This window comes from Herbidospora sakaeratensis, from assembly GCF_001570525.1.
Lineage (GTDB): Bacteria > Actinomycetota > Actinomycetes > Streptosporangiales > Streptosporangiaceae > Herbidospora > Herbidospora sakaeratensis.
Genome location: NZ_BBXC01000010.1, coordinates 442942 through 466042, shown reverse-complemented (window position 1 = coordinate 466042; position 23101 = coordinate 442942). Strand labels below are relative to the sequence as shown.

At 70.0% G+C, this 23101-nt stretch carries 19 protein-coding genes; 4 read left to right on the top strand and 15 right to left on the bottom strand.

Going from position 1 to position 23101, the window contains the following annotated elements:
* Nucleotides 1-33: 33 nt before the first annotated feature.
* The 11 genes from AW271_RS15245 to AW271_RS15195 form a co-directional block, all read right to left on the bottom strand.
* The gene (locus tag AW271_RS15245) at nt 34-342 is read right to left on the bottom strand and encodes a hypothetical protein (RefSeq protein WP_062337240.1); all 309 of its coding nucleotides are present in this window, start codon (nt 340-342) and stop codon (nt 34-36) included.
* 31 nt (nt 343-373) lie between these two features.
* The gene (locus AW271_RS15240; RefSeq protein ID WP_062337237.1) at nt 374-1420 is read right to left on the bottom strand and encodes a hypothetical protein; all 1047 of its coding nucleotides are present in this window, start codon (nt 1418-1420) and stop codon (nt 374-376) included.
* 54 nt (nt 1421-1474) lie between these two features.
* Nucleotides 1475-2320 carry a geranyl diphosphate 2-C-methyltransferase gene (locus AW271_RS15235; RefSeq protein WP_062337235.1) on the bottom strand — a complete coding sequence of 282 codons (846 nt, stop codon included), beginning with the start codon at nt 2318-2320 and terminating at the stop codon, nt 1475-1477.
* A 9-nt stretch (nt 2321-2329) separates the two neighbouring features.
* Nucleotides 2330-3490 carry a family 2 encapsulin nanocompartment cargo protein terpene cyclase gene (locus AW271_RS15230; RefSeq protein ID WP_062337233.1) on the bottom strand — a complete coding sequence of 387 codons (1161 nt, stop codon included), beginning with the start codon at nt 3488-3490 and terminating at the stop codon, nt 2330-2332.
* A 178-nt stretch (nt 3491-3668) separates the two neighbouring features.
* Nucleotides 3669-4847, bottom strand: a complete 1179-nt coding sequence (locus tag AW271_RS15225) for a HesA/MoeB/ThiF family protein (RefSeq protein ID WP_062337230.1) — start codon at nt 4845-4847, stop codon at nt 3669-3671.
* Nucleotides 4844-5092, bottom strand: a complete 249-nt coding sequence (locus tag AW271_RS15220; RefSeq protein WP_062337228.1) for a hypothetical protein — start codon at nt 5090-5092, stop codon at nt 4844-4846. The genes AW271_RS15225 and AW271_RS15220 overlap by 4 nt, the downstream gene beginning before the upstream one ends.
* A gap of 4 nt (nt 5093-5096) precedes the next feature.
* The gene (locus tag AW271_RS15215; RefSeq protein ID WP_062337226.1) at nt 5097-6020 is read right to left on the bottom strand and encodes a M67 family metallopeptidase; all 924 of its coding nucleotides are present in this window, start codon (nt 6018-6020) and stop codon (nt 5097-5099) included.
* Nucleotides 6021-6026: 6 nt separating this feature from the next.
* The gene (locus AW271_RS15210; RefSeq protein ID WP_062337224.1) at nt 6027-6638 is read right to left on the bottom strand and encodes a ubiquitin-conjugating enzyme family protein; all 612 of its coding nucleotides are present in this window, start codon (nt 6636-6638) and stop codon (nt 6027-6029) included.
* On the bottom strand, nt 6635-6907 hold the full coding sequence (locus tag AW271_RS15205) for a hypothetical protein (RefSeq protein ID WP_062337222.1): 273 nt from the start codon (nt 6905-6907) through the stop codon (nt 6635-6637). The genes AW271_RS15210 and AW271_RS15205 overlap by 4 nt, the downstream gene beginning before the upstream one ends.
* On the bottom strand, nt 6886-7584 hold the full coding sequence (locus tag AW271_RS15200; protein WP_062337220.1) for a hypothetical protein: 699 nt from the start codon (nt 7582-7584) through the stop codon (nt 6886-6888). Before AW271_RS15200 ends, AW271_RS15205 begins: the two co-directional genes overlap by 22 nt.
* Nucleotides 7585-7676: 92 nt before the next feature.
* Nucleotides 7677-8315, bottom strand: coding sequence for a type 1 periplasmic-binding domain-containing protein (locus AW271_RS15195; protein WP_174553094.1), 639 nt, complete (start codon nt 8313-8315; stop codon nt 7677-7679).
* 161 nt (nt 8316-8476) lie between these two features.
* On the opposite strand from AW271_RS15195, the gene AW271_RS15190 reads away from it, so the two are divergent.
* From AW271_RS15190 to AW271_RS15175, 4 genes are all read left to right on the top strand, one after another.
* A complete protein-coding gene (locus tag AW271_RS15190; RefSeq protein ID WP_062337216.1) occupies nt 8477-9658 on the top strand; it encodes a HupE/UreJ family protein in 1182 nt (393 codons plus the stop codon).
* An 89-nt stretch (nt 9659-9747) separates the two neighbouring features.
* Entirely contained in the window at nt 9748-11691 is a 1944-nt protein-coding gene (locus AW271_RS15185; protein WP_062337213.1) for a purple acid phosphatase family protein, read from the top strand.
* A gap of 61 nt (nt 11692-11752) precedes the next feature.
* Nucleotides 11753-12781 (top strand): COG1470 family protein, encoded by a 1029-nt coding sequence (locus tag AW271_RS15180; RefSeq protein WP_062337211.1) that lies wholly within the window; start codon nt 11753-11755, stop codon nt 12779-12781.
* Nucleotides 12782-12802: 21 nt separating this feature from the next.
* On the top strand, nt 12803-14176 hold the full coding sequence (locus AW271_RS15175) for a CATRA conflict system CASPASE/TPR repeat-associated protein (RefSeq protein ID WP_062337209.1): 1374 nt from the start codon (nt 12803-12805) through the stop codon (nt 14174-14176).
* 4 nt (nt 14177-14180) lie between these two features.
* Here AW271_RS15175 and AW271_RS15170 read toward each other — a convergent pair whose 3' ends face one another.
* The 4 genes from AW271_RS15170 to AW271_RS15155 form a co-directional block, all read right to left on the bottom strand.
* The gene (locus AW271_RS15170) at nt 14181-15128 is read right to left on the bottom strand and encodes a hypothetical protein (RefSeq protein WP_062337207.1); all 948 of its coding nucleotides are present in this window, start codon (nt 15126-15128) and stop codon (nt 14181-14183) included.
* Nucleotides 15129-15192: 64 nt separating this feature from the next.
* Nucleotides 15193-15750, bottom strand: a complete 558-nt coding sequence (locus tag AW271_RS15165; protein ID WP_062337205.1) for a hypothetical protein — start codon at nt 15748-15750, stop codon at nt 15193-15195.
* Nucleotides 15751-15897: 147 nt separating this feature from the next.
* On the bottom strand, nt 15898-21570 hold the full coding sequence (locus AW271_RS15160) for a ThuA domain-containing protein (protein ID WP_169806336.1): 5673 nt from the start codon (nt 21568-21570) through the stop codon (nt 15898-15900).
* Nucleotides 21571-21816: 246 nt separating this feature from the next.
* The gene (locus AW271_RS15155) at nt 21817-23082 is read right to left on the bottom strand and encodes an ROK family transcriptional regulator (RefSeq protein WP_245653063.1); all 1266 of its coding nucleotides are present in this window, start codon (nt 23080-23082) and stop codon (nt 21817-21819) included.
* Nucleotides 23083-23101 lie beyond the last annotated feature (19 nt).

Genomic DNA, 23101 nt, shown 5'->3' with positions numbered 1-23101 from the left:
TCTCGGTCCGGGAGCGTCACTCAGGTGCGGATGTCAGGGCGTGGTCGGGATGGCGCGGGGCGGGCAGAACGACGGGTTGGTCCAGCCCCACCACTGGTCGCCGTTGTAGGCGTTCCAGCGGCAGCTGATGGTCGCGGTGGCGTTGTAGTGGCAGATGATCTGGCCGTAGCCCTGCACCCAGGAGTGGATGTAGCGGGCGGTGCCGGTGGCGTCGACGATCGACCACGGGCACATGTAGGGGGTGGTCGGGTTCGCCTGGGCCGGCCCGGCGAACAGGATGAGCGGGACGGCGGCGGCGGCCGCGACCGCTCCCGTCACGGCGGCGATGCGCTTACGCAGCAACGTTGTTCCCTTCTTGGCGTGCTGCCGAAAACTACTGACGCGATGAACGTAACATTGTGATGGGATCGCGCAAGAGTTGTTCCCAGGCGAGTTGGAGCACGGCCGCGCCAGCCGCCTGCATGGGCTCGCGGGTGACGTGCCGATCGACCGACCCGGCGTCGAACGGGACCCCCACCGTCGCGTGGCCCTCGTCGTTCGCGCCGGTCATCGCGCCGAAGACGGCGTCGAAGGTGCGCGCCTCGACGACGGTGACGGCGAGCAGGTCGGTGGCGAAGGTGAGCGGGTCGACGCCGACGCCGAGCACCAGCGACCGCAGGTCGCCGCTCTCGCGGGCGTCGGTCAGCCGCCGGTAGAGCGGCCAGGTCTCGTAGTCGAACGCCGGGCCGTAGTGCTCGGAGCGCCCGAGGAACTCCTCGGCGTACTCGCGGACCACACACTTCCACAGGTCGAAGTCGGCCCGCTCCGCCTGCGGGCTCTCCTCCGACGGCTGGAACACCCCGACCGGCATGACCTGGAACAACCCTCCTCCGTGGGCGACCAGCGCGGGGTCGCGCCAGTGGAGCACGAAGGTGAGCTCGCCGCTCTCGCGGTCGTGCCGCAGGGTCAGCATCGAGATCGCCGGATGGGCCGGCCGGGCCCGCAGATCGGTCGGATCGGGCACCCGCCCACGAAGGGGCAGGTCGTCGCCCGCGGCGAGGTCGGCGGCGGCGAACTCGTGGCCGACGGCCTCGCCCACGTTGACGGCGTCGAAGTACATGCCGCGCGTGAAGGTCAGCTCGGGCCAGGTCACGTCGAGGAGGCGGTAGCAGGTGCGGTTCTCGAACAACTTCGGCGGGTCGTGGGCGATCATCGCCTCGGCGTAGGTCATCCCGTCCGGTGTCGGCACCGGCGGCGTCTCGTCGGTCCAGCGCAACACGACCTCGTGCAGGTCGAGCGGCTCGGGCAGCGCCCAGGCGGGGCGGGTCAGCAGGTGGGTGGAGCCCACCCGGGGCAGATCGGGATAGAGCAGGTCGGCCCGCCGGGCCAGGGCGTGCCGGTTCGCGTTGAGGTGACGGCGGGCCTCGCGCCAGGAGTTCATCCGGGCAACACTAAGGGCTCCGGCAGGGGGATCCGGAGCCCTCGGCGCCTCAGGTCAGACGCGGTCGGCGGCGATCAGCAGGTATTGGAAACTGCCGTTCTTGTACGCGTTCAGGAACGCCTCCTCGATCCCCGTCACCAGGTGGGACTTGGCCCGCAGCTCCCAGTAGGGGATGGTGGCCGCCGTCAGGTCGACGACGCTCACCGGCACCAGCCGGTTGTTGGCCATCTCCCGGAAGTACTGGCTGCGCGGATGGATGTCGCAGATGTAGTGGGCGTTGATCTGGCTGATCGCCTTCGACGGCAGGCCGTAGGCGTCGTTGTAGCAGCCGGTGATCGTGACGTAGCGCCCGCCGCGCGCCAGCAGGCGCGAGTGCTCCTTGAACAGGAGGGCGAGTTCGACGTACATGGTGCTCTCGTTGTTCCAGATCGCCTGGTAGGCGCCCGTCTCGAAGCCGGTGTCGAGCATGTTGCGCAGGTGGAAGCGCACCCGGTCGTCGACGCCGCGCAGTTTCGCCTGTTCGTTGGCGAAGTCGACCTGCGACTCGGAGATGGAGATGCCGTCGACGTGGGAGCCGAACCGGAGATTGGCGACCAGCGACGAGCCGCCGCGGCCCGAACCCGCGTCGAGCAGCCGGTGGTGGGGCTTGATGTCGCCGAGGTGGCTCAGCAGGAAGTCGGACTGGGCCGACTCCAGGCGGTGGAGCTCCCTCGTCATGCGCTCGTCGCGGGTCTCCCTCGGTCCCTCCAAGACCGACCAGTCGACGTCGCCGATGCCGTAGTGGTGGTGGTAGATGCCGTCGACCTCACCCAGGCGGAGATTCACTGGGTTCTTCTCGGTGTTCCAATAATCAGCCACGGAGCGCTGGTAATCGCTTTGGGTGATGGTCACCGAACGAATTTCCTTTCGCTATCTGTACCTGTCGCTGGATCCGTGCCATTCGAGACAGCCGGCCATCCATGCCTGGGCGCCGCGCAGGAAACGCTGGAGTTCCGTGGAGGGAACGGCGGCCAATGATTTCTGGCTGGCTTCGAAACCCCGGACGAAGTCGTTGTGGAGGGCAACGGTCCGTTCGGTGGCCTCGCGGATGGAGCATTTCTCCTCGGCGGCGATGAGCAGCACCACGTTGGAGTCGGGCAGTTCGTCGGCGGCCTCCTTCTCCGCCGAGTAGAGGTCGTTGACGAGGACGCTGGCGGTGCCGGCCTGCATGAGCGCCGTGTGGAACCGCCGGTCGGCGAAGAGGTCTGCGGGGAGCTGGTATTCGCCCACGACGTCGATGAGCACCATCGACGTGTAGAAGCTGTCGTGCTGGCGGGCGGCCAGGTAGCGCCACACCGGGGGTGGCGCCTCGAAGTAGCGCCAGGCGGCGTAGGCGGTCCAGCTCACGAACATCTGCGAGGTGATGTTGCACGCCCGCATCACCTGCGACGGGGTGGCGTGGCGGTTCAGGTGGGCCGTGGCCGACCGCAGCGCCCGCAGCACCGGGTCGGCGGCGATCGCCTCTTCGAGCTGGACGGTGTAGGCGCCGGCCGGAGGCGGCGGGTCCATCGCCGAGGTGACCAGGGCCAATCGGGGCGGCAGCTCGGTCGGGGTGGCCCCCAGGTCGGTCTCGTCGGCGTAGTAGTCGTCGGCGGCCCACCAGGCGGCGTTCATCTGGGCGGCGATGAGGATCAGGTCGGGTTCGTCGGTGTCGGCGTGGGCCAGGGCGGCCAGGCGGCCGAAGCCGGTGTCGCGGAAGGTGTCGATGCGTCCCTCGTGGAGGCCGACGCTCTCGGCCCAGGCGACCAGGCGGCGGTTGACCTCGTCGCCGAGGGCGTCGTTCACCCGCACCGTCTCGGGGACGTAGAGCGGCGGATAGCTGCCGTCGCCCCAGTCGCGCGGCCCGTAGGCCAGCGGGGTCACGCCGCGCCGGACGACGAGGGTCGGATCGAGCACGGGCGTGGGCGGCTGGTGGCCGTCGACGATCGCCGGGATCTCGGGCGGGTCGGCGGCGGGGACCCGGAGCGCGGAGGTGCCGAGCCCGGTGGGGCCCGGCAACCGGCTCAATGGAGTTTCGCCCGTCTCAGGCATCAAGCCCCCTCCTGGAATTCGCCGAATTCACTATTCGGCACGTCTTCCATAGGCAAGAGAATGCGCAATGAGGCCCCCGAAAAGAAAAGCGATCCCCCGTCTCGCCGCCAATACTAAAGGCCACCCCACGGTCACGCAATGGTCATTCCATGCGCCCGCCATATCACGATATAAACCATTAAGCGCGCGAGAACGTGCTCAATGGGTCGCCGGGCAACTCCAGGAGGTGGCGCTCACCCTCGGTCGGCACCACGACGGCGTGCCCGCCGGGGAGGATGCCGAGATCGGCCAGTTCGGTGGCCGCCACGTCGGGATCGGGCGCCCCGGCGATCGGGATCATCAGGGTCAGCCCGGGATGAAGGGCCGGCGCCGGGGGCCACGGACCGCCGCAGTCTGAACAACGCGGCACCCGCGCCCACGACGACTCCACCGCCCTGACCCGGCAGACCACACCGCACCGGGTGCAGAAGGCGGTCCGGACGAGCGGCTCCGACGGGGTGATCCAGCCGTCGGGGGTCTCCCGCCGGACGATCTCCAGCAGGTCGGCCACCGTACGCGGCCGCGCCGACCCGGCCGGGGCCCGCCGGACCGGCAGGGGGTCGTGCTCCCCCGGGCAGTCGGGGTTGACCGCCAGGGTGACCCGGTCGAAGGTGGCGCGCCGGATGTCGCCGTAGAAGCGCAGGCCGTCGGCGCCGTGGTCGCCGTGCAGGACGTTCATCACCTGCTCGGCCATCATCCCGGCCAGGACGGCGGCGGTGGCCTGGATCGCCGGCACGATCTGCTGCCGGGCCGCCTCGCGGGCGTACTCGCGGCACGACATCGACGAGAACGTGACGGGGTTGAAGCAGCGGTAGCAGTTGGCCCCGGCCGCGCCGGAGAACACGGAGTAGTTGTACTCCGGGCCGGAGAACCCGCCTTCGACCATCGGCCGGCCGTGCAGCCGCGCCCGTTCGGCCAGCCACGCCCGCGCGCCGATGCCGTCGACGGCGGAGACGACGACGTCGGCCCAGCGCACGCAGCCGTCGCCGGCCAGCTGCACCGTGGTCTCGCCGTAGAGCGGTTCCGGGGCGGCGGCGGTGCTGATCGCGGCCACCCGGTGGGCGACGCAGGCGGCCTTGCGCCCGCCGAGGCGCGCCCGTTCTTCGGCGTCGGGGAAGAAGGGCGAGCGGGTGGCGTTGTGGTCCTCGAACTCGTCGAAGTCGACGAGCACGAACCGGCCCACGCCGCTCAGCGCGAGCGTCTGGACGATGTTCTGGCCCAGCGCGCCCAGGCCGACCACCAGGACCCGGGCCCGGGCGAGCCGGGCGGGGTCGTAGCCCGCCAGGCGTGATCGCGAATGGAGCGCGTCGGCGGTCATGTGATCGCCCGGTGCCGGTCGCAGGCGCAGTCGGCGGCCGTACGGCCGGTCAGGTGGCAGATCGCGTCGCGTTTGACCCACGTGGTGGCGTTGGCGAAGCCGTCGCCCGAGGGCCGCCCCCGCCCGTGCCAGGCGACGATGTCGAACTCGGGGTCCGCGGCGTCTCGTCTGCGTCGGAGGCGGCCGCCGCCGGCCATGAGGCCGACGACGATCGCGACGACGACGGCGATGATGAGGAGCTCCATCGGCCTACCGTCCGATCAGTTCGGTCTGGCCGACGTCGTAGTCGCCGCGCTCGCCGCCGACCCGCAACCGGACCACGTTCGGGCCGGGGAGGAGCGGGAACGTGATCTCGTGGGCCGTGACCGGCTTCCCGCCCCGCACGAACCACTCGGGCCGGGTCAGCGCCCCGAGGTCGGCGGCGCACGTGGCGGACGTCCCGCCGCCGTCGACGACGCACCGCCAGGCCACGTGCGGGGGCGGATCGCCGCCGCGCAGGGCCGCCAGGACGTGCAGCAGTTCCACGATCAGCACCAGCGCGCCGACGGCGCAGGCGGCCACGAGGAGGGGGTGGCGCCGCTTCGGCGGAGGCGGAGGCGGGAGCGGGGGCGGGGGCGACGGCGGGGCCGGGTCGTGCACGACGTCGGAGGGTTCGGAGTGGAAGGCGCCCCGGGAGCCGGGGCCGACGTACAGGGCGGCCCAGGGCGAACCCTGGGCGAAGACCAGCAGGCCGACGTGGGCGGGGTTGGCCCACATCGACTGGTTGGCGCGGTCGACGGAGCTGTACGAACTCGGGGCCAGGTGGGAGTGCCACCAGCCCGTCACGTCGGCGTTGGGGTCGTGGGCGGCGAGGTCGGCCCGCAGGTTCTCGGTGCCCTCGGGGGTGAGGTGGAAGGTGCTGTGACCACCCGCGACCGGCGGCGCCGCGGCCATCGCGGTCACGAGCAGGTAGGAGCCGTGGTCGTCCCGGAAGGCCCGGCCGGCGAGCAGCCCTCCGGTCTCCAGGGGCGCGGCCTCCCGCGCGAGGCGGCGCAGGCGGGCGGCGACCGCGGGGGCGACGTACACGCTGAAGTGCCGGTCGACCGTGAAGCGGAGGTGGCCCGCGTAGGCGGTGCGGGGGCGGAAGGGCGCGTCGACGCGGTGCGCCACTATCTCGAAGTCGTTCCCGGCCATGGCGCCCTACCGATCCAGCCGGCGGCGCTCGACGATCTCGAACGCCGGGGCCGGCTCGGCCGGGGCCCCCAGCAACCAGGCGGGCAGCGCCGGGTAGCGGAGGCCGGGGTTCAGCGGCCGGCCCCGGTAGTGGGCGGCGTGGTACTTGATCGCCTCGCCGTTCCAGCCGACGTAGCCGCCGCCTCGGCCCTTCTCGTCCCAGTTGAGCAGCCGGGCGACGTGGACGACCAGGTCGCCGAGGGTCACGTGCCCTTTGCGCGCGGTCCAGAACTCCGCCCCGATGCAGATCGGGCTGCCCTTCTGGAAGTGCGGCGACCACGGCACGGGGTCGGAGATGACCCAGGTGAGCGGCTCGGCGAGCGGGTAGTCGCGGACGTCGAGGTCGACCCCGAAGACGGTCTCGGCGCGGAACTCCCCGGCGGCGATGAGGGTGGGCACCCGCAGGGTCATGCGGTACTTGCTGGCCTCCCCGGCGTCCTCGGTCGTGACGACCGGATCACGGGACGCCTGGAGGTCGGCGGAGGTGCGGTAGGCCGCGAAGTCGAACAGGTCGCCGCTCATGCCGGAGACGACCCGGTGGTCGAAGCGCCTGCGCTCGACCAGTTCGGCGGGCTTCATGACGCCGCCCCGCTCGTCGAGTGCATCACCCGGATGTTCCCGCCGTCGACGACGCCGGCGGCGCCGAGGGTCTGGCCGTCGTTCATCTGGAGGGACGACCGGGTGTCCATGAGTTTGTACTGACCCGACTGGCCGGGCGGCGGAATGAATCCCGCGTCGATCATCTGGGCGACGAGCCACGTGGTCGTGGAACCGCGGGGCACCTTCACCGAGAGGATCTGCGTCGCATCCGTCGGGTGGATGAGGTTCACCAGGATCTTGTCGTCCATCGTTCTTCCAATGAGAGATTGTCGGACGGGTGGTGTCCGGCCCAGGCGATGATGCCGAATTCGGCGTCTCCGTCGGCGTGACGGGGGCATCTCCGGCCATTGGTTCGCGATTCCTGAACGGGCACGGCGCAACGTTCTCCGGATTCCGCTCGGAAATCGCAGATCGGCGCGCTCAGGATTTCGATCGACGGCGCGAACGAGGCGCGCGCCGTCACCACGGGCAGGCGGGCGGGTTCCGCCGGGGATCGCACCGCGCTCTCGATCTCGGCCCGCTCCGCGTCGTCGACCGCCTGCCCTCTGACCACGAACTTCTCCGGCCCGTCGGAGAGGATCCTGATCTCGTGGCGGGCGATGGCCACCAGCGTGAGCGCCCTGTTCTCGGGCGCCTCCGCGAAGAACAGAGCGGTGACCTGGTAAACGCCTCTTTCCAGCCGCAGCCGCAGCCGGTCGCCGTATTTCATCGGCACGCTGAACCGCCACGAGTCCCCGCGGACGAGGCCGACCATCACCATCAACGGCCGTTGTTCCCTGGCCGCCACGAATGTGGCGTGCAGCTCACCGTGCACCGGGCCGGTGGAAAGGTCGATGGGCTCGGAGGTGTCCGCGAAATAGCGGTTCCGTAGTTCTTCGACGCCGATGAGGATCATCGCCTGGAGAAGGCCGAGGACGAACTCCATGCTTCCTCCCGTTAATCGGCTGAATCGCTGACAGAACCAGAGATTATTTCCGGCGCCGATTCGGCCGACAGGGAGTTAACCCCCCATGTGATTCAGAGCCAGACGACGATTCCCGTCAGCCCGTTGAGCACGGCCGCCACGCCCGCCCTGATCGCCGACGCGCACCTCTCCGGGGTGAACGACCCCGGGTCGTACGTCGACGACGCCCCCAGCCCCTCCCCGCGGAACGAGGCCCCCGGCCAGTCGACCGAGGTCACGTTGTGGGTGGGCTCGGCGAGTTCGGCGCCGATGACGAGGAACTGCTGCGACAGGTGGCTCGCGGTCACCAGGGCCATCGGGTCGATGAGGTCGTTGCCCGCGCTGACGATGAGGTCGGGCTTCAGGTCGAGCGCCCGGGTGAGGCCGGGGACCAGGTCGTGCGGATGGGTGATCTCGACGGTCCGCAGGTCGGCGTCCACCTCGCCGGCCCAGTCCTCGACGGCCGCGACCAGGTTCTTCGTGGGGGCGTCGGAGCCGGAGGCGACCAGGACGACGCGGTAGCCGTCGGAGGGGCGGACGGCGTCCCACGAGCCGGGCGACGGGGTGATGGTCGCCTCGGGGCGGGGGTGCGCGGAGAAGAACCCCGGGCCCAGCGCGCCGATCGCGCTGGGCGCGGGGTGGGGTTCGGACCAGTCTGCGCCGCATCCGGTCAGCAGCAGCAGTACGGCCGCCAGGGCGGCGATGCGGAGCAAGACGATCGTCCTCCGGGGTGGTACGGGTGGTGCGCGTACATCCTGCTATCCCGTTTTTCCGTTTTGTAGTTGTCAGGGTGGTTCTGCGGTTATTTAGCGATCCGTTCGACTCCTGTTCACACATGGCGAGGAATGTGCTCTCTCGTCACGTTAGGAGTCCCATGTCCCATCCCGTCCGCCGGATCGCCCTCGGGCTCGTCGCGGCGGCCCTCACCCTGCTGAGCTGCGTCGCTCCGGCCGCCGCCCACGGGTTCACCTCGACCGTCTACGTCGACGTCACCGCCGGGGAGGCCGGCCACATCCGCACCAAGCTGGAGCTCGAGTACGACCTCTTCGTCGTCTCCGCCGCCGACGCGGAGCGGAACGACGCCCTGTTCCAGGACGGCACCGCCGCCTTCGAATCGCACGACGGGGCGGCCCAGGCCGCGGCGCTCGACCGGTTCGCCGACACCGCCGTCGCCTACGTGACCAAACGCTTCGCGGTCACCGCCGAGGGCGCGCCCTGCGCACCGGCCAGGTCGGGCGGCTTCTCGATCGGCGGGCGCGAGGGGGTGCCGTACGCGGCCCTGCTGCTCGACTGGGCCTGCCCCGAGGCGGGCGAGCACGAGGTGCGCAGCACCCTGTTCCCCGACGCGGAGACTTTCGTCAAGGACACCAAGACGATCGTCACCTACGAGCTCGGCGGCATCTCCGGCAGCGCGGCCCTCGACGCGGCCAACCCGTCGTTCTCGACGGCGCTGCCCTGGTACGCGCGGTTCGCGGAGTTCTTCCTGCTGGGCGCCGAGCATCTGCTGTTCGGCCTCGACCACGTGCTGTTCCTGCTGGCCCTGATCGCCGGGTCGCGGCGGCTGCGCGAGGTCGTGCTGGTCGCGACCAGCTTCACGCTGGCCCACTCGGTGACGTTCCTGCTGGCCGCCCTCGGGCTCGTGTCGGTTCCGGCGAGCCTGGTCGAGCCGGTCATCGCCCTGTCGATCGCCGTCGTCGCGGCCTGGCACCTGTGGCAGCTCCGGCGTCCGGCCGTGCTCGGCGACCGCCTGGATCGTTCCGGGGCCACCCGACTCGCCGTGGTGTTCCTGTTCGGGCTGGTGCACGGGCTCGGGTTCGCCGGCGCGCTCGGCATCCAGGAGGCGTGGTCGTGGACGCTGCTCTGGTCGCTGCTGGTCTTCAACGTCGGCATCGAGGCCGTTCAGCTGGGCCTCATCGTGCTGATCTTCCCCGCGCTCGCCCTGCTGCGCCGCCGGTCGCCGGTGGCCGAGCGCTGGACGACGGGGCTGGTCGCGGCGGGCGTGGCGGTCATGGGCCTGATCTGGTTCGTCGAGCGGACCTTCTGGAACAGTCCATAACCCCGCAAGTCAGCCGTAATGATCGGTTAACCGGACAGCGGCACCATTCTTGCCGCTTGTGCAACATTTTGCGACATAAGGAACAAGCAATGACATTAGTGACACGAGTGGCCACTGGCGCCACCGCGGCGCTCCTGGGCCTGGCTGTGGCCCTGAGCAGCGCCACGGTGCCCGCGGCCGCCGCGGACGCCGCCACGCTCACCGGCATCGTGCTGGGCGTCGGCGCCGACCAGGCCCAGCGGACCGTGACCTGGTACTCCTCGGCCGACACTGCGCAGAAGGTGCAGGTCGTGCCGACCGAGCAGGTCGTCAACGGCGAGTTCCCGGCCAACCCCGCCACCTTCGACGCCGTCGGCGGGGCGAACATTTCGGGTGGCAAGTTCAACCGGCACGCCACCATCACCAACCTGCGGGAGTCGACCGCCTACTCGTACCGGGTGGGCACCGACGACAACTGGTCGCCCGTCTACGCGTTCAAGACGCAGAGTTTCGAGGGCGACTACGACTTCCTGTTCTTCGGCGACCCGCAGATCGGCTCCTCCGGCGACGTCGCCAAGGACCAGGCCGGCTGGGTCGACACCGTGAACGTCGCGACCGCCGCCAACCCCGACGCCGAGCTCCTCGTCTCGGGCGGCGACCAGGTCGAGACCGCCGGCACCGAGACCCAGTGGGACGCGTTCCTCGCGCCCGACGGTCTGCGCCAGTACCCGTGGGTGGCCACCATCGGCAACCACGACGTCGGCAGCAAGGCGTACGAGCAGCACTTCACCGTGCCCAACACGGACCGCTCGGGCCCGCTCTACGGCAACGGCAACCCCGCGTCGAACACGTCCGGCGGGAACTACTGGTTCGTCTACAAGGACGTCCTGTTCATCGACATCAACAGCAACAGCTACGCCACCTCCCAGGGCGGCGGCGGTGACGCGGCCCACGTGAAGTACGTGACCGACGTCATCAACCAGCACGGCAACGAGGCGAAGTGGAAGGTGCTCGTCTTCCACCACGCGATCTACTCGCCGGCCGCGCACGCCCAGGACGGAGACGCCAAGGTGCGGCGGGTCGACTTCCCGACCGCATTCTCCAGCCTCGGCGTGGACCTGGTGCTGCAGGGTCACGACCACAGCTACTCGCGGTCGTACCTGATCAAGAACAGCGAGAAGGCCAACCCCGACGAGCAGCCCGGCGCGGCCGACGTCACGGCCGGCCCCGGCGGAGTGCTGTACATCACCTCGAACTCCGCTTCCGGGTCGAAGTACTACGACATCTCCGCGCCGAAGACCGACCAGCCCAGCTCGGGCGCCGGCAACGGCCCCGACCCGCTGAACCCCTCGACGTACTGGTACAACTCCGTGCAGAACCAGGAGCACGTCCGGACCTACGTCAAGGTCGGCGTCCGCAAGGACAAGCTCGTCGTGGAGAACCTCCGCAGCGGCACCTGCGCGGCCCCGAACGCGGCCGTCGAGAAGGGCGTGTCCTGCGACAACGACCCGGCCGCCAAGCCGGTCGGCTCCACCGTCGACAAGGTCACCGTGCACCCCTACAACGGCGAGGGCCAGGCCCTCTCGGTCGACGTGCCGAACGCCGCCCCGGGTGAGTTCGGCTGGACCATCGACGGCTACAACGGCCTGGTCGACCTCGGCACCGCCGAGGAGAAGAACGGCGACCACTTCGAGGCCGCCGGTTCGATCAACCCGATCGTCGTCTCCGACAACCGCCGCTCGCAGGCCCCCTGGTCGATCTCGGCCAGCGTCAGCGACTTCAGCGACGGCGCCAAGACCTTCGCCGGCTCCTACCTGGGCTGGGCTCCGAAGGTCGTCGAGGCGGGCGCCGGCGCCCGCGCCGGCAACCCGGTCGTCTCCGGGTTCGACGACAACGGCCAGGGCCTCGCGAAGTCGCGCGGCCTCGGCTCGGCCGACCAGGGTCACCCGAAGGGCGTCGCCAAGCTCGGCGCCGACCTGACCCTGAAGATCCCCGGCGACGTGGAGAACGGTGGCTACCGCGCCACCCTGACCATCACCGCGTTGTCCAGCTAGTCGCAGTCGCGGGGTGGGCGCCGGTGGGCGCTCACCCCGTCTTTTCGTCCGAGGATTCGAGATGCGCCTGTTCCGTACCGCCCTGGCCCTGTTCTCCGCCTGCGCGATCATCGTGCTGCCGGCCGCCCCCGCGCTCGCCGACGACGGCGACGTCGCCTGGACGGTCCGGACCGACGCCAACGCCTTCGGCGCCGACCGCTCCAGCTACACGTACTCGATCAACCCCGGCGCCCGCCTGGACGACGGCCTGCTCGTCGCCAACCGCGGCACGGCCCCGCTGACCCTGACCGTGTACGCCGCCGACGGCTACACCACCGACACCGGCCGGCTCGACCTGCTGGCCAAGGGCCAGAAGTCGATCGGCGTCGGCGCGTGGGTGCACGCCGGCCGCGCCTCCGTCACGATCGCCCCCGGCGCGTCGGCCAAGGTGCCGTTCTCGGTGAACGTGCCCAGCAACGCCCCGCCCGGCGACTACGTGGGCGGCATCCTGACCTCGTTGACCCAGGCGTCCACCGCCGAGGGCATCAACGTCGACCGGCGGCTCGGCATCCGCGTCAAGCTGCGCGTCAGCGGCGCGCTCAAGCCCACTCTGACCGTCGAGAACGTGAAGATGCGCTACTCCGGCACCTTCAACCCGTTCGGCGCGGGCGACGCGACCATCAGCTACACGCTCCACAACACCGGCAACGCGGTCCTGTCGGCCAAGCAGACCATGTCGGTGGCCGGCCCGTTCGGCTGGTTGTCCTCCGACGCGGGCGACATCGCGGGCTCGCCGGAACTGCTGCCCGGCGAGAGCTGGCAGGTGTCGGTCCCGGTGAAGAGCGTGGCGCCGGCGTTCCGGCTGGCCGCGACGACGGTCGTGATGCCGCTGCTGACCGACGCCTCCGGCGCGACCACCTCGCTCGACCCGGTGCGGGCCACCGCCGACGCGTGGGCGCTGCCGTGGACGCAGCTCGCCCTCCTGATCGCGCTGATCGCGATCGTGGCCGGCTGGTTCGTGCTGATGCGCGGGCGGAAGACGCGGCGCAGGGAGCGCGAGGACGCCCGCGTGCGGGAGGCGGTCGAGGCGGCCCTGCGAAACGCCGGGTAGCCCCACGCCGATCGAAAGACTGTGACCGACTTCGCCCGCCGGCGGGTGCCCCTCGAACAGCAGTTCGTGGTCCATCTGTACGCCACCCTCGAAGGCGCCCCCGCCTTCCGCCAACTGTGGGCCGAGTGCCGCAAGGCGTTCGGCCTCACCGAGAAGATCCTCGACCTGCCCGTCGAGGTGCCCGCGTCGCGGGGCTACCCGCCCGGGGCCGAGGCCGCGCTCGCCGGCGCGGGGCGCGGCGACTGCCAGGCGATCGTGCGGGTCCACCACGACGTGCTGGTGTTGTCGCTCGGGCTGACCGGCGGCGACTGGCAGAGCTGGGACGCCACCTGGTCGGCGGTGGTCGCGCACCGCGACTTCCTCGGCGAGGCCCGGCTCTTCCTGGCCCACGGCGGCGGCGTCCAGTCGGAGCCCCACTGGCTCGGGCCGGTGACGACCGCCGACGGGCTGGCCGTCTGGGAACGCGGCGGAGATGTCGACTACCGCCGGACCCGCCGGTTCCTCATCGCCTTCGAGGACGCCCCGATCGCCGACGCCTTCGTCCGGGGCCGGGGCGTGCACGAGATCCCGCCGCTGGCCCGCTATCTCCTGCACGCCGCCAAGATGCGCTACGAGCTCGGCGTCTGGCTCCGCGAGGGCGGCGGCCGGCCGATCCCCGGCACCTTCGACGCCGGGCGGCGCATCGCCGACGTCCGCCGGATGCGGCACACCGTGGAGACGGCCGTCGGCAACATGCTCCGGTCGGTCGACCTGCCGCCGCTGCTGCTCCAGGGCGGCCCGTTCGCCGACGACGCCGACCTGGCCCGATCGCTGACCGAACGGCTCGACGACGACGCGCGTTACCTGCACGACGCGATCGACCCGGCCGTCGTCGTGCCCGAGGTGCGGGGCCGCGACGTGTTCGTCGTGCACGGCCGCGACCTCCAGGCCCGCGACGCCGTCTTCACGCTGCTGCGGGCGCTCGACCTGCGTCCGCTGGAGGGGGAGACACTGGTCGCCCGGACGGGCGCCGTGTTGCTGGAGGCGCTGCCGTACGTCCAGGCGATCGTGGTGCTGATGACGCCCGACGACCTGGTCCGCCTGCACCCCGACTTCGGGCCCGAACGCGAGGTGTCCCAGGCGCGGCCCAACGTGCTCGTCGAGCTCGGCATGGCGTTCGCGCTGCGGCCGAAGAACCTGGTCGTGCTGACGTTCGGCGCGATGCGGCCGATCAGCGGCATCGACGGCCGCGACGTGGTGGCCGTCGCCGACGACGTGCTGTTCCGGACCCGGCTGGCGCACCGGCTCAAGCTGGCGGGTTGCCCCGTCGACCTGTCGGGCGGCGAGTGGCTGACGGCCGGCGACTTCGGCGACCAGGAGTCCTACCGGCGGGGCGTCGGCCACCACCTGCCGTGACGCGCTAGTGATCGGGAGGGCGGCCGGCGAAACCGCCCGACCAGGCCCACAGGTGCGCGCCGAGGCCGACGCCCACGGCGAGCCCCACCGGGAGCGCCATCGCGCCGAAGGCGCCCTTGAGGACGAAGGCCAGCACGGCGCCGGAGCCCAGGCTCACCACGGCGAGCAGCAACGACGGCCACGTGGACTCCGGGGGCACGGCCGAGACCCGTTCTCCCTCGTGCACGCGCCGGGCGCGGCCCGCCGGCCACAACCGGCCGCCGTCGGGGAGGTCGATGACGGCCCGGCGCAGCGGACCGCGGCCGAGACGGATGCGCACGATGGTGCCGTCGACCAGCCGTTCCAGGTCAGGGCTCCACAAGACGGGCTGGAGCAGCGTCTCGGGGTGCCCGGTGTCCCAGGTGTTGAGTTCCACCAGGTGCCGGCTGAGCAGCCGGTTCTCCATCCCGGCGGCCACGTCGCCGATCGGGGTCCGGTTCCGGGCCCGGGCGCGGATCACCGGCGCGTCGGTGGCCGAGGCGGTGAAGTAGGCGCGGACCGTCCAGCAGGCCAGCAGGAAGATCGCGACGGGGAGCAGGACGCTCCGGACCTCTCGCGGGGCGATCTCGAGTGCCGGAGGGCTGGGGTGGCCGCTCACATACTGGCCGTACACCTCTTCCGGATAGATCGTGCCGGCCGGGGTGAGGAGGAGCAGGCCGAAGCGGTCGCCGGGCTTGAACAGCGCCGGGTCGCGGACGGCGAAGCGGACGGACCGCTGCGCGCCCTGTCCGTCGCGGTAGGCCACGTCGATCTGGTCGGTGTCCTGGTCGATGCGGGAGACCGTCCCGGAGATCCCGAAATAGGCGGGTTCCCGGGCGATCAGGTGGTCGAGCGCGAGGATCGCGCCGCCGAGGCACAGCGTCATGACGGTCACGCCGACGGCGACGACGTGACCTCCGGAGTAACGCCCCATGCCTGGAAGACGAAGCATCACATTCCGGAGGTTCCGCCGAGAACTTGCCGATCTGCGCCCGGTTCTACCGCACCGGTGCGCGCCGGCTCCGGACCAGCACGAAGAACACCACGACCGCGGCGACGACCGCGCCGCCGATGATGCCGATCTGGAGCAGCGGCAGTTCCGAGGAGCTCTCCTCGGCCGCCACCGCGCGCTCGGCCATCTTGGCCGTCGTCAGCGGTTGGGTCGTGGGCACGTTGGCGACCTCGCCCGAGGTCACCTTGACGGAGGCCTGCGCCTTGCTCGGCTTGGTGGCCTTCACGGTGACCTTCCACTCGCCGTCCGGCAGCAGCTCGGACGGGTTGTAGAGGTTCTGGCCCTCGGGGGCCGACATCAGCGGCACCGGGCCGAACGTGCGGCTCCCGTCGGCGCTCTCCGCGAACAGGGTCGCGGTCAGGACCTCGGTGACGGGCGAGCCGTCCTTCTTCCAGGTCGCCAGGACGTTCACGTTACGGCCGCCGTCGCCGGCGACCTCGAGCTTGATCGGGCCGTCCGCCGCGGCCATGGCCTGCTGCGCGCCGAGCAGCAGGCCGAGACCGGCCAGCACGACGGCCAGGGCGTACCTCAGTGCCTTGTTCATTCGTGGGGGTCCCTTCAAAGCGAGTCGCGGTCGGCCGGAGGCCGGCCGTGGCTCGCGCTAGTGAATCTGCCTTGAAAACAGGCGGGTGCCCCGCGCGCACAACGGCGCGCGGGGCACCCTCTATCCAGGTTGTACTGCGACTACCGGTTAGACCGGGTTGCCGCCGTTCTCAACGATGAGCGCGTTGGCGTCACGGATGAGCGTGGCCTTCACGACGACGTTGGTCACGTTCTTCGGGTCGTTGACCGCCTCGATGAAGCGCGTGAGCTTCTTGACGATCTTCTTCTGGTCCCGCTCGCGCTCCTTGTTCTCCGACACCATGACCTTGTTGATGTCGTCCTGAAGCTTCGCGGCCGCGGTCGCGGTCAGCTGACCGGCGTCCTTGAAGCGCGAGATCAGGGCCGAGATGTCATCGGTCGAGGTGGTCGTCTTGAACGTGACGGACTGCGAGTAGGTGCCACCCGAGTTGGTGGTGACGGTCACGGTGAGCGTGTGCTCGCCGAGGCCGAGACGGTAGAGCTCCTGGACCGCACCGGACGTGACCGGCTGGCCGTCGAGGGTGCCCACGACGGTCTTGATGCCGGTGCCCGCGACCTCCCAGGCGAGGGTGACGTTGGTGCTGTCACCGTACGAGGCGCCCTCGGACACGCCCGAGATCAGGATCGTGGGCTCCGTGGGAGTCTCCTCGATCTTGATCGTGGCGGCCTTGGCCGTCTCGACGTTGCCCGCCTTGTCGGTGGCGCGGTACTGCAGGGTGTGGTCGCCGACACCGGTGACGTTGACCGCCGCGGTGTAGGTCGTCCAGGCGCCGCCGTCCAGGGCGTACTCGATCTTCTCGACACCCGAGGTGGCGTCGGTCGCCGCGAGAGCCACCGGAACCGTGCCCTGGCCCACCGGGAGGAAGTCCGCGGTGGTGACGGGAGCGGTCACGTCGAGCTTCAGCGCGAGCGACTTGGTCGCCTCGGTGTTGGCGGCCTTGTCCACCGACCGGTAGTTCACGGTGTGATTGCCGTCGCCGGCGACCGAGAACGCGGTGGTGTACGTGGTCCAGGCGCCGCCGTCGATCTGGTACTCGGTCTTGTCGACGCCGCTGCCACCCGAGTTGTCGGTGGCGGCGAGGTTGACCAGAACCGCCGAGGTGAACCAGCCGCTGGCGGCCGGAGCCGTCGGGGTGGTCGTGGCGGTCGTGGTCGGAGCGGTGGTGTCCACCGCGCCGGCCTTGGTCAGCTTGAAGTAGTCGAACTTGACCGTCTTGGCGGCCTGCTGGTTGGTGCCGATGGTGTAGACACCGATCTTCGGAGTGCCGACCGCGGTGTTGCTGACGGTCGCCGACATGTCGGTCCAGGTGGTGCCGTTGGTCGAGTACGAACCCTGGAAGACCGTGCCGGTCTTCTTCAGGCGCAGCCACACCACACCGGTGCCCGGGTTGGCGTTGGGCTGCGGGTTCTGGACGGTGCCGGCGACCTCGCTACGCAGCTCGACGCCACGCACCACGGTCGCGCCGGGCGCGTTGGTGGTGAGCAGGTCGAACTTCACGTAGTTGTCGTCGTCGGTGTACACCATCAGGCCGCCCTGCTGGTACTGCTCGCTCAGCGTGGAGGCGTCGACCTTCGTCTCCAGGGTCCAGTCGCCCGAGGGCGCGGTCTGGAGGATGAAGTTCTTCGGACCGGAGTTGCCGGTGCCGTAGATGTCGCCGGTGGTGGTGGTGAGCTCCAGGTTGCCGCCGGTGACCGTGGCGGTGGTGGAGTCCGGACGGACGATGGCGTTCCAGCGGCACGGGTCGATCGTGGTGCCGTTGAAGTCGTCGTTCGGGTCGGTCGAACCGGTGGCGGTGTCGTCCGGGGTGATGCTGAACCAGTCAAACTTGGCGTCCACGACCGTGCGCTGGCCGGTGCTCGCGAACGAGATGAGGCCGATGCGCGGGTTCGTGATCCCGGCCAGCTGCTTGGTCTCGGACATCGCCGTGAAGGTGGTGCCGTCGGCCGAGTAGGAGGCGTTCAGGTTGCTGCCGTTGCTGGAGAACCGGACGTAGAACGTGTCCGGGAAGGCGTCTCCGAGGTTGGAGGTGTTGCTCGCCGAGACCTCGTTGGGCGCGCCGGCCTCTTCGCGGATGAACTGGAAGATGCGCTGCGCGTGGTCGGGCGTCGCCGTGGCGGCGCGGCCCTGGATGACCATCTTGGCGTAGTTGTCGTCGTCGCCGTACACGACCAGACCGGCCTGCTGGTACTGCTGGTCGGCGCGCATGGTGACCTTGGCGGTCGCGGTCCAGGCGCCCTGCGGGAGGGGCTGGAGCACGATGTTGCTCACCGGCTGGGTGTTGCCGGTGTTGTAGATCTCGGTCGCGGAGGTCGGGATGACCAGCGAACCGTCGGCCACGCGCAGGTCCTGGTTCTCACGGAGAACCGACCAGCGGTTGCGGTCGAGGGTGCTGCCGAGGAAGTCGTCCGAGCGGCCCGAGAAGCAGGTGACGTTCGGAGCTTCGACCTTGACGTTGACCGAGGCGGAGTTCGACGAGCCCTTGGCGTCGGTCACCGTGACGGTGGCGACGTAGGTGCCCGGCGCGTTGTAGGTGTAGCTCGCGTTCGCCGTGGTGGGCTGAGCGGCGCCGGTGACGCCGAAGTTCCACTTGTACGTGAGCGGGGTGTCGCCGTCGGGGTCGGTCGCGGTGGAGGTGAAGTCCACCTTCAGCGGCGCGGTGCCCGTCAGCGGGGTGCCGGTCGCGGTGATCGTCGGGCGCTGGTTGTCGGTGACGCCCTTGCCGACGAAGTCGACCCAGTTGAAGTTGAGCAGGTAGTCGCCGTTACCGGCGGAGGCCGGCTTGCGGACGATGAAGTACAGCGGAGCGGTGGTCGTCGGGACGTTCGTCAGCGGGACCGAGACGTCCTTGAAGGTCTGCCAGCCACCCGTGGGGGTGATGTCGACCGAGCCGACCAGCGTGCCCGTGTTGGGGTTGCCGGTCTTGATCTGCACCGTGCCGCCGGGGCCGGCGGACGAGACGCGGAGGCTCACCGAGTCGATGCCCGACAGGTTCACCGGGTTGTAGGCCCAGAAGTCACCGTCGTTGGTGAAACCGATGTTCTGGTTTCCGCCCAGCGGGTCGGTGGTGGTCTCCAGCTGGACACCGGGGGTGTCCGTGCCGGTGCCGCCCTGAACCCGGCCGGTCTCGGTGAAGTGCTCGGCCTGCTTGCGCTTCGGCTGGAGGATGACCTCCGAACGGCCGGTCAGCGAACCGGCGCCACCCGCGCCACCCTGGTCGGCGTAGGTCGCCTCAAGGATGTAGTACAGGTTGTCGTTGATGCCGTGGCCGCTGTCCGACAGCGTCTGGATGGTGCCCGAGCAACCGGTCTTCTGGTCGAGCGGGTGGCCGTGGCTGTCGTGGCCCAGGTAGGCCTGCAGCTGCACCTTGGTGCAGTCGATCGTGCCGTCTTCGGCGTCGGTGGCGGTGATGGTGTACTTCACCTGGTCGCCGAACTCGAAGAACCCACCTGCCGGGGGCAGGGTGATGTTCACGACCGGGCGGGTGTTGCCGACCACGATCGGGACGTTGGCGTGCGCGGCGACGCCCTCGGCGTTCTTCACCGTGAGGACCGCGCTGTAGTTGCCGGCCTGGGTGTAGGTGTACGAGGGGTTGGCGGCGGTCGAGTCGACCGTGCCGTCGTCGTTGAAGTCCCACTCGATGGTGATGGGGTTGCCGTCGGGGTCGCGCGAACCCTCGCTGGAGAAGTTGACGGTCAGCGGAGCCGGGCCGTCGGTCTTGTCAGCGGTGATCTTCGCGATCGGCGGGCGGGCGCCCTTGACGTACTCGATGCGGTAGATGCCGGAGTCGGCGTTGTCGCCGCCGAAGCCCGAGCCCCACTCGACCAGGTACATCGCGCCGTCGTAACCGAACTTGATGTCCATGGGCCGGATGAAGCCCATGTCACGCAGGATACGGTTGATCTTGATCTGCTGGGTGCCGGCGTCGTTCATCTGGAACGAGAACAGCGTGTTGTTGTTCCACTCACCGAAGATGGCCTTGCCATCCCAGTAAGCCGGCCACTTCACCGGCGAGGCGAGCGCCTCGTCGTAGCGGTAGACCGGACCGGCCATCGGCGCGCCGCCGTTGAGCTCGGGGAAGTTGTTCTGGTCGACCGCGCTGGTGTACCAGATGCTCGCGGCCTTGGCGGCCGGGAGGTTGGTCAGACCGGTGTTGTTCGGCGACTCGTTGACCGGCGCGGCGCAGTTGAACGCCGAGCCCGAGGTCCGGGTCTGGAAGTTGTAGTCGATGTACGGCGTGTTGTTGCCCACGCAGTACGGCCAGCCGTAGTTGCCGGGCGCGGAGAGCGCGTTCCACTCGACCGTGCCGCGCGGGCCACGGGTGGCGCTGGCGGAACCGGAGTCGGGTCCGTAGTCGGCGACCATGACGTTGCCGGTCTTCGGGTCGATGCCGATGCGGAACGGGTTGCGGAAGCCCATGCCGTAGATCTCGGGCTTGGTCTTCTCGGTGCCCGGCGGGAACAGGTTGCCCGCGGGGATGGTGTAGGTGCCGTCGGCCTGCGGGGTGATGCGCAGCACCTTGCCGCTCAGGTCGTTGGTGTTGCCCGAGGAACGCTGGGCGTCCCAGGAGGAACGGCCGCTGCCCTCGTCGATCGGCGTGAAGCCGTCCGAGGCGAACGGGTTGGTGTTGTCACCGGTGCCCAGCCACAGGTCGCCCGTCTTGTGGTCCATGAGCATGCCGCCGCCGTGGTGGCAGCACTCGGCCCGCTGGACCGGGACGTTGAGGATGACCTTCTCGGAGGAGAAGTCGATCGCGTCGCCCACGATGGTGAAGCGGCTCAGCCGGTCGACGTTGCCGCCGCTGGCCGGCGAGTAGAACAGGTACAGCCAGCTGGTGGTGTCGAAGTTCCGGTCGAGCGCCAGACCGAGGAGGCCCGACTCGTTCGCGGTGAAGACGTTCATCTTGCCGGCGGTGACAGTGCCACCGGAGGGCTTGATGATCTTGACGTCACCGAGACGGTCGATGTAGAAGACCCGCCCGTCCTTGGCGATGTCGGTCATCATCGGGTTCGACGTGTTGGTGTCGAGGGCGACCTTCTCGTAGCTCCCGGTCAGGGAGGCGGAGCAGTCGGCCTTCTCGACGCCGGCGGCGGTACGGATACCACCGAGCAGCATCTTGGTGAAGTTGGCCTCGACGTAGCTTTCCTTGGTGTGACCAAGGCCGGTGTACCAGGAACGGCCGCCGTCGAAGTCCTGACACCAGGAGATCGGGTGGTCGATGCCCTGGGTGGAGCCGGTGTACGACTTCTGGTTCAGCGACTGCAGGACGTGCACCGCGTTGCGCGGGTTCGCCTGGAAGTCATACCACTCGTCGGTCCGGGTCCACGAGGTCGGCAGGTGCGAGGTCGACGGGTGCGCCTTGTCCTCGTTGACGATCGTGGCCTGCTGGATGGCGGGGTGCGACTTGAAGTACGCGCCGACCAGCTGCCGGTACCAGTCCCAGCTGTAACCGCCGTCGGAGGCGGCGTGGATGCCCACGAAGCCGCCGCCGGCCTTGATGTAACGCTCGAAGGCGGCCTTCTGGTCCGCCGTGCTCACCGGGTCGCCGGTGGTCGAGTTGAAGATGACGGCCTTGTACTGCGCCAGGTTGGCGTCAGTGAACTGGGCGCTGTCCTCGGTCACGTCGACCGCGAAGTTGTTCTCGGTGCCGAGCTTCTGGATGGCCGCGATGCCGTCGGGGATCGCGTCGTGCCGGAAGCCGGTCGTCTTCGAGAAGACGAGGACCTTGAACTCGGGTTCAGCGGCTGCGCTGGCCGGAGCAGCGGAGAAGGCCAGGACGGGCATGGGCAGCATGAGGGCTGCCGACGCGACCGCCACGGTCCGGCGCAGAGAGACTTTTCTCTTGAAAGGCAGGATCTCGGAGAGCCTGGCCCACGTTCGAGAACGTGGTGACATGGGGAATCCCTTTCCTGACTGGGGATGTCAGGCAAGCGAGCGCCGCCTCGCTGGTGCCACTTGTGTTACATGGGGGGTGTTGCGGTACTGCACGGGCTGGAGGGTGCCACCTCCAGGCTTGTGGGGCCGGCGCCGTCAGTGAGGCGCCAGCCGGGGAATCGGATCAGGGATCATGGTCGGATGGTCGATGAGCCGATTGACGACCACGCTCGCGGCGCCGCGCGCGGCGGCCCCGAAACCGAGGTCGGAGGCGACGAACCGGCACTGGCTGGCTGATCGGGCCACCACCAGCCGTTCCAGTTCGGCCTGCGCGGGCGGCAGCAGCCATTCGGCGAGCGTGGCGAAGTAACCGCCGACGACGATGACACGCGGGTTGAACAGGTTGGCGAGGATCGAGCCGCCGAGCCCGAGCCACTTGCCCACCTGTGCGACCGCCGCAGCCATCCGGCTGTCGCCCGCGGTCAGTCCTCTGGCGATCTCGATCGCCCGCTCCTCCGGGTCGGAGGCCGGGAGCGAGGTCTCCGGGTGTGCCGCTTTCATGAGGGCGGCGAGGCCCACCTTGGTCTCCAGGCAGCCGTGCCTCCCGCAACCACAGCGGGAGCCGCCCGGGTCGACCGGCAGGTGGCCGATCTCGCCGGAGAAGCCGTCCGCGCCGCGGAGCAGCTTCCCTTCCAGGACGATGCCGCCGCCCACGCCGACCTCGCCCGTCAGGTAGACGAGGTGGGACGTGCCCGCGGCGACACCGGACGTGTGTTCGGCCAGTGCCGCGAGATTCGCGTCGTTGTCGACCGTGACGGGAACGCGCCACGGTCCGAGGGCCGCCGAGAGCCGTGCGGCCAGGGGGAGATCGTGCCAGCCCAGGTTCGGGGCGAGGGTGACGACGCCATTCGCCACGTCGACCAGACCGGGGACCGCCACGCTCAGCCCGGCGGGGGTGGCCCCCGCCGTCTTCATCGCCTCGACGGCCTCCAGAGCCACGCGGCCGAGCTGGCGCAGGGAGAGATCGGGGCCGCCGGCCATGGCGTCGAAGGCGATGCGCCGTTCGACGAGGACCTGGCCGCTGAGGTCGGACCCGTGCGCGGAGATGTAGTCGACATTTATCTCCAAACCCAGCGCGCCGACGTGGGCGCCGTGCAGTGTCACCGGCCGCCGGGGGCGGCCGATCGCGCCGGCGTGCTCGGTGCCGGTCTCCCGGACGAGTCGCCGGTCGAGGAGTTCGGCCACCAGGTTGGAGACCGTGGCCCGGTGCAAACCGGTGGCCTCCGCGATGTCGGCCCGGGATTGCGCCGGGTGATCGCGCAGGTGGCGTAAGACGAGGGAAAGGTTGGTCTGCCGGAGCATCGGTGCGCTGCTCGGCAGGGCGGTGCCGGCCGCGCGGGCGCTGCGGTGTGGATGCGTCACGCGGTCACCGCCTTTCATT

Coding starts and splice junctions, on each gene's coding strand:
- AW271_RS15170 (WP_062337207.1), bottom strand. CDS start 15,128: ATGGGGCGTTACTCCGGAGGTCACGTCGTCGCCGTCGGCGTGACCGTC.
- AW271_RS15165 (WP_062337205.1), bottom strand. CDS start 15,750: ATGAACAAGGCACTGAGGTACGCCCTGGCCGTCGTGCTGGCCGGTCTC.
- AW271_RS15180 (WP_062337211.1), top strand. CDS start 11,753: ATGCGCCTGTTCCGTACCGCCCTGGCCCTGTTCTCCGCCTGCGCGATC.
- AW271_RS15190 (WP_062337216.1), top strand. CDS start 8,477: ATGTCCCATCCCGTCCGCCGGATCGCCCTCGGGCTCGTCGCGGCGGCC.
- AW271_RS15215 (WP_062337226.1), bottom strand. CDS start 6,020: ATGGCCGGGAACGACTTCGAGATAGTGGCGCACCGCGTCGACGCGCCC.
- AW271_RS15210 (WP_062337224.1), bottom strand. CDS start 6,638: ATGAAGCCCGCCGAACTGGTCGAGCGCAGGCGCTTCGACCACCGGGTC.
- AW271_RS15220 (WP_062337228.1), bottom strand. CDS start 5,092: ATGGAGCTCCTCATCATCGCCGTCGTCGTCGCGATCGTCGTCGGCCTC.
- AW271_RS15230 (WP_062337233.1), bottom strand. CDS start 3,490: ATGCCTGAGACGGGCGAAACTCCATTGAGCCGGTTGCCGGGCCCCACC.
- AW271_RS15185 (WP_062337213.1), top strand. CDS start 9,748: ATGACATTAGTGACACGAGTGGCCACTGGCGCCACCGCGGCGCTCCTG.
- AW271_RS15160 (WP_169806336.1), bottom strand. CDS start 21,570: ATGCCCGTCCTGGCCTTCTCCGCTGCTCCGGCCAGCGCAGCCGCTGAA.
- AW271_RS15225 (WP_062337230.1), bottom strand. CDS start 4,847: ATGACCGCCGACGCGCTCCATTCGCGATCACGCCTGGCGGGCTACGAC.
- AW271_RS15240 (WP_062337237.1), bottom strand. CDS start 1,420: ATGAACTCCTGGCGCGAGGCCCGCCGTCACCTCAACGCGAACCGGCAC.
- AW271_RS15205 (WP_062337222.1), bottom strand. CDS start 6,907: ATGGACGACAAGATCCTGGTGAACCTCATCCACCCGACGGATGCGACG.
- AW271_RS15200 (WP_062337220.1), bottom strand. CDS start 7,584: ATGGAGTTCGTCCTCGGCCTTCTCCAGGCGATGATCCTCATCGGCGTC.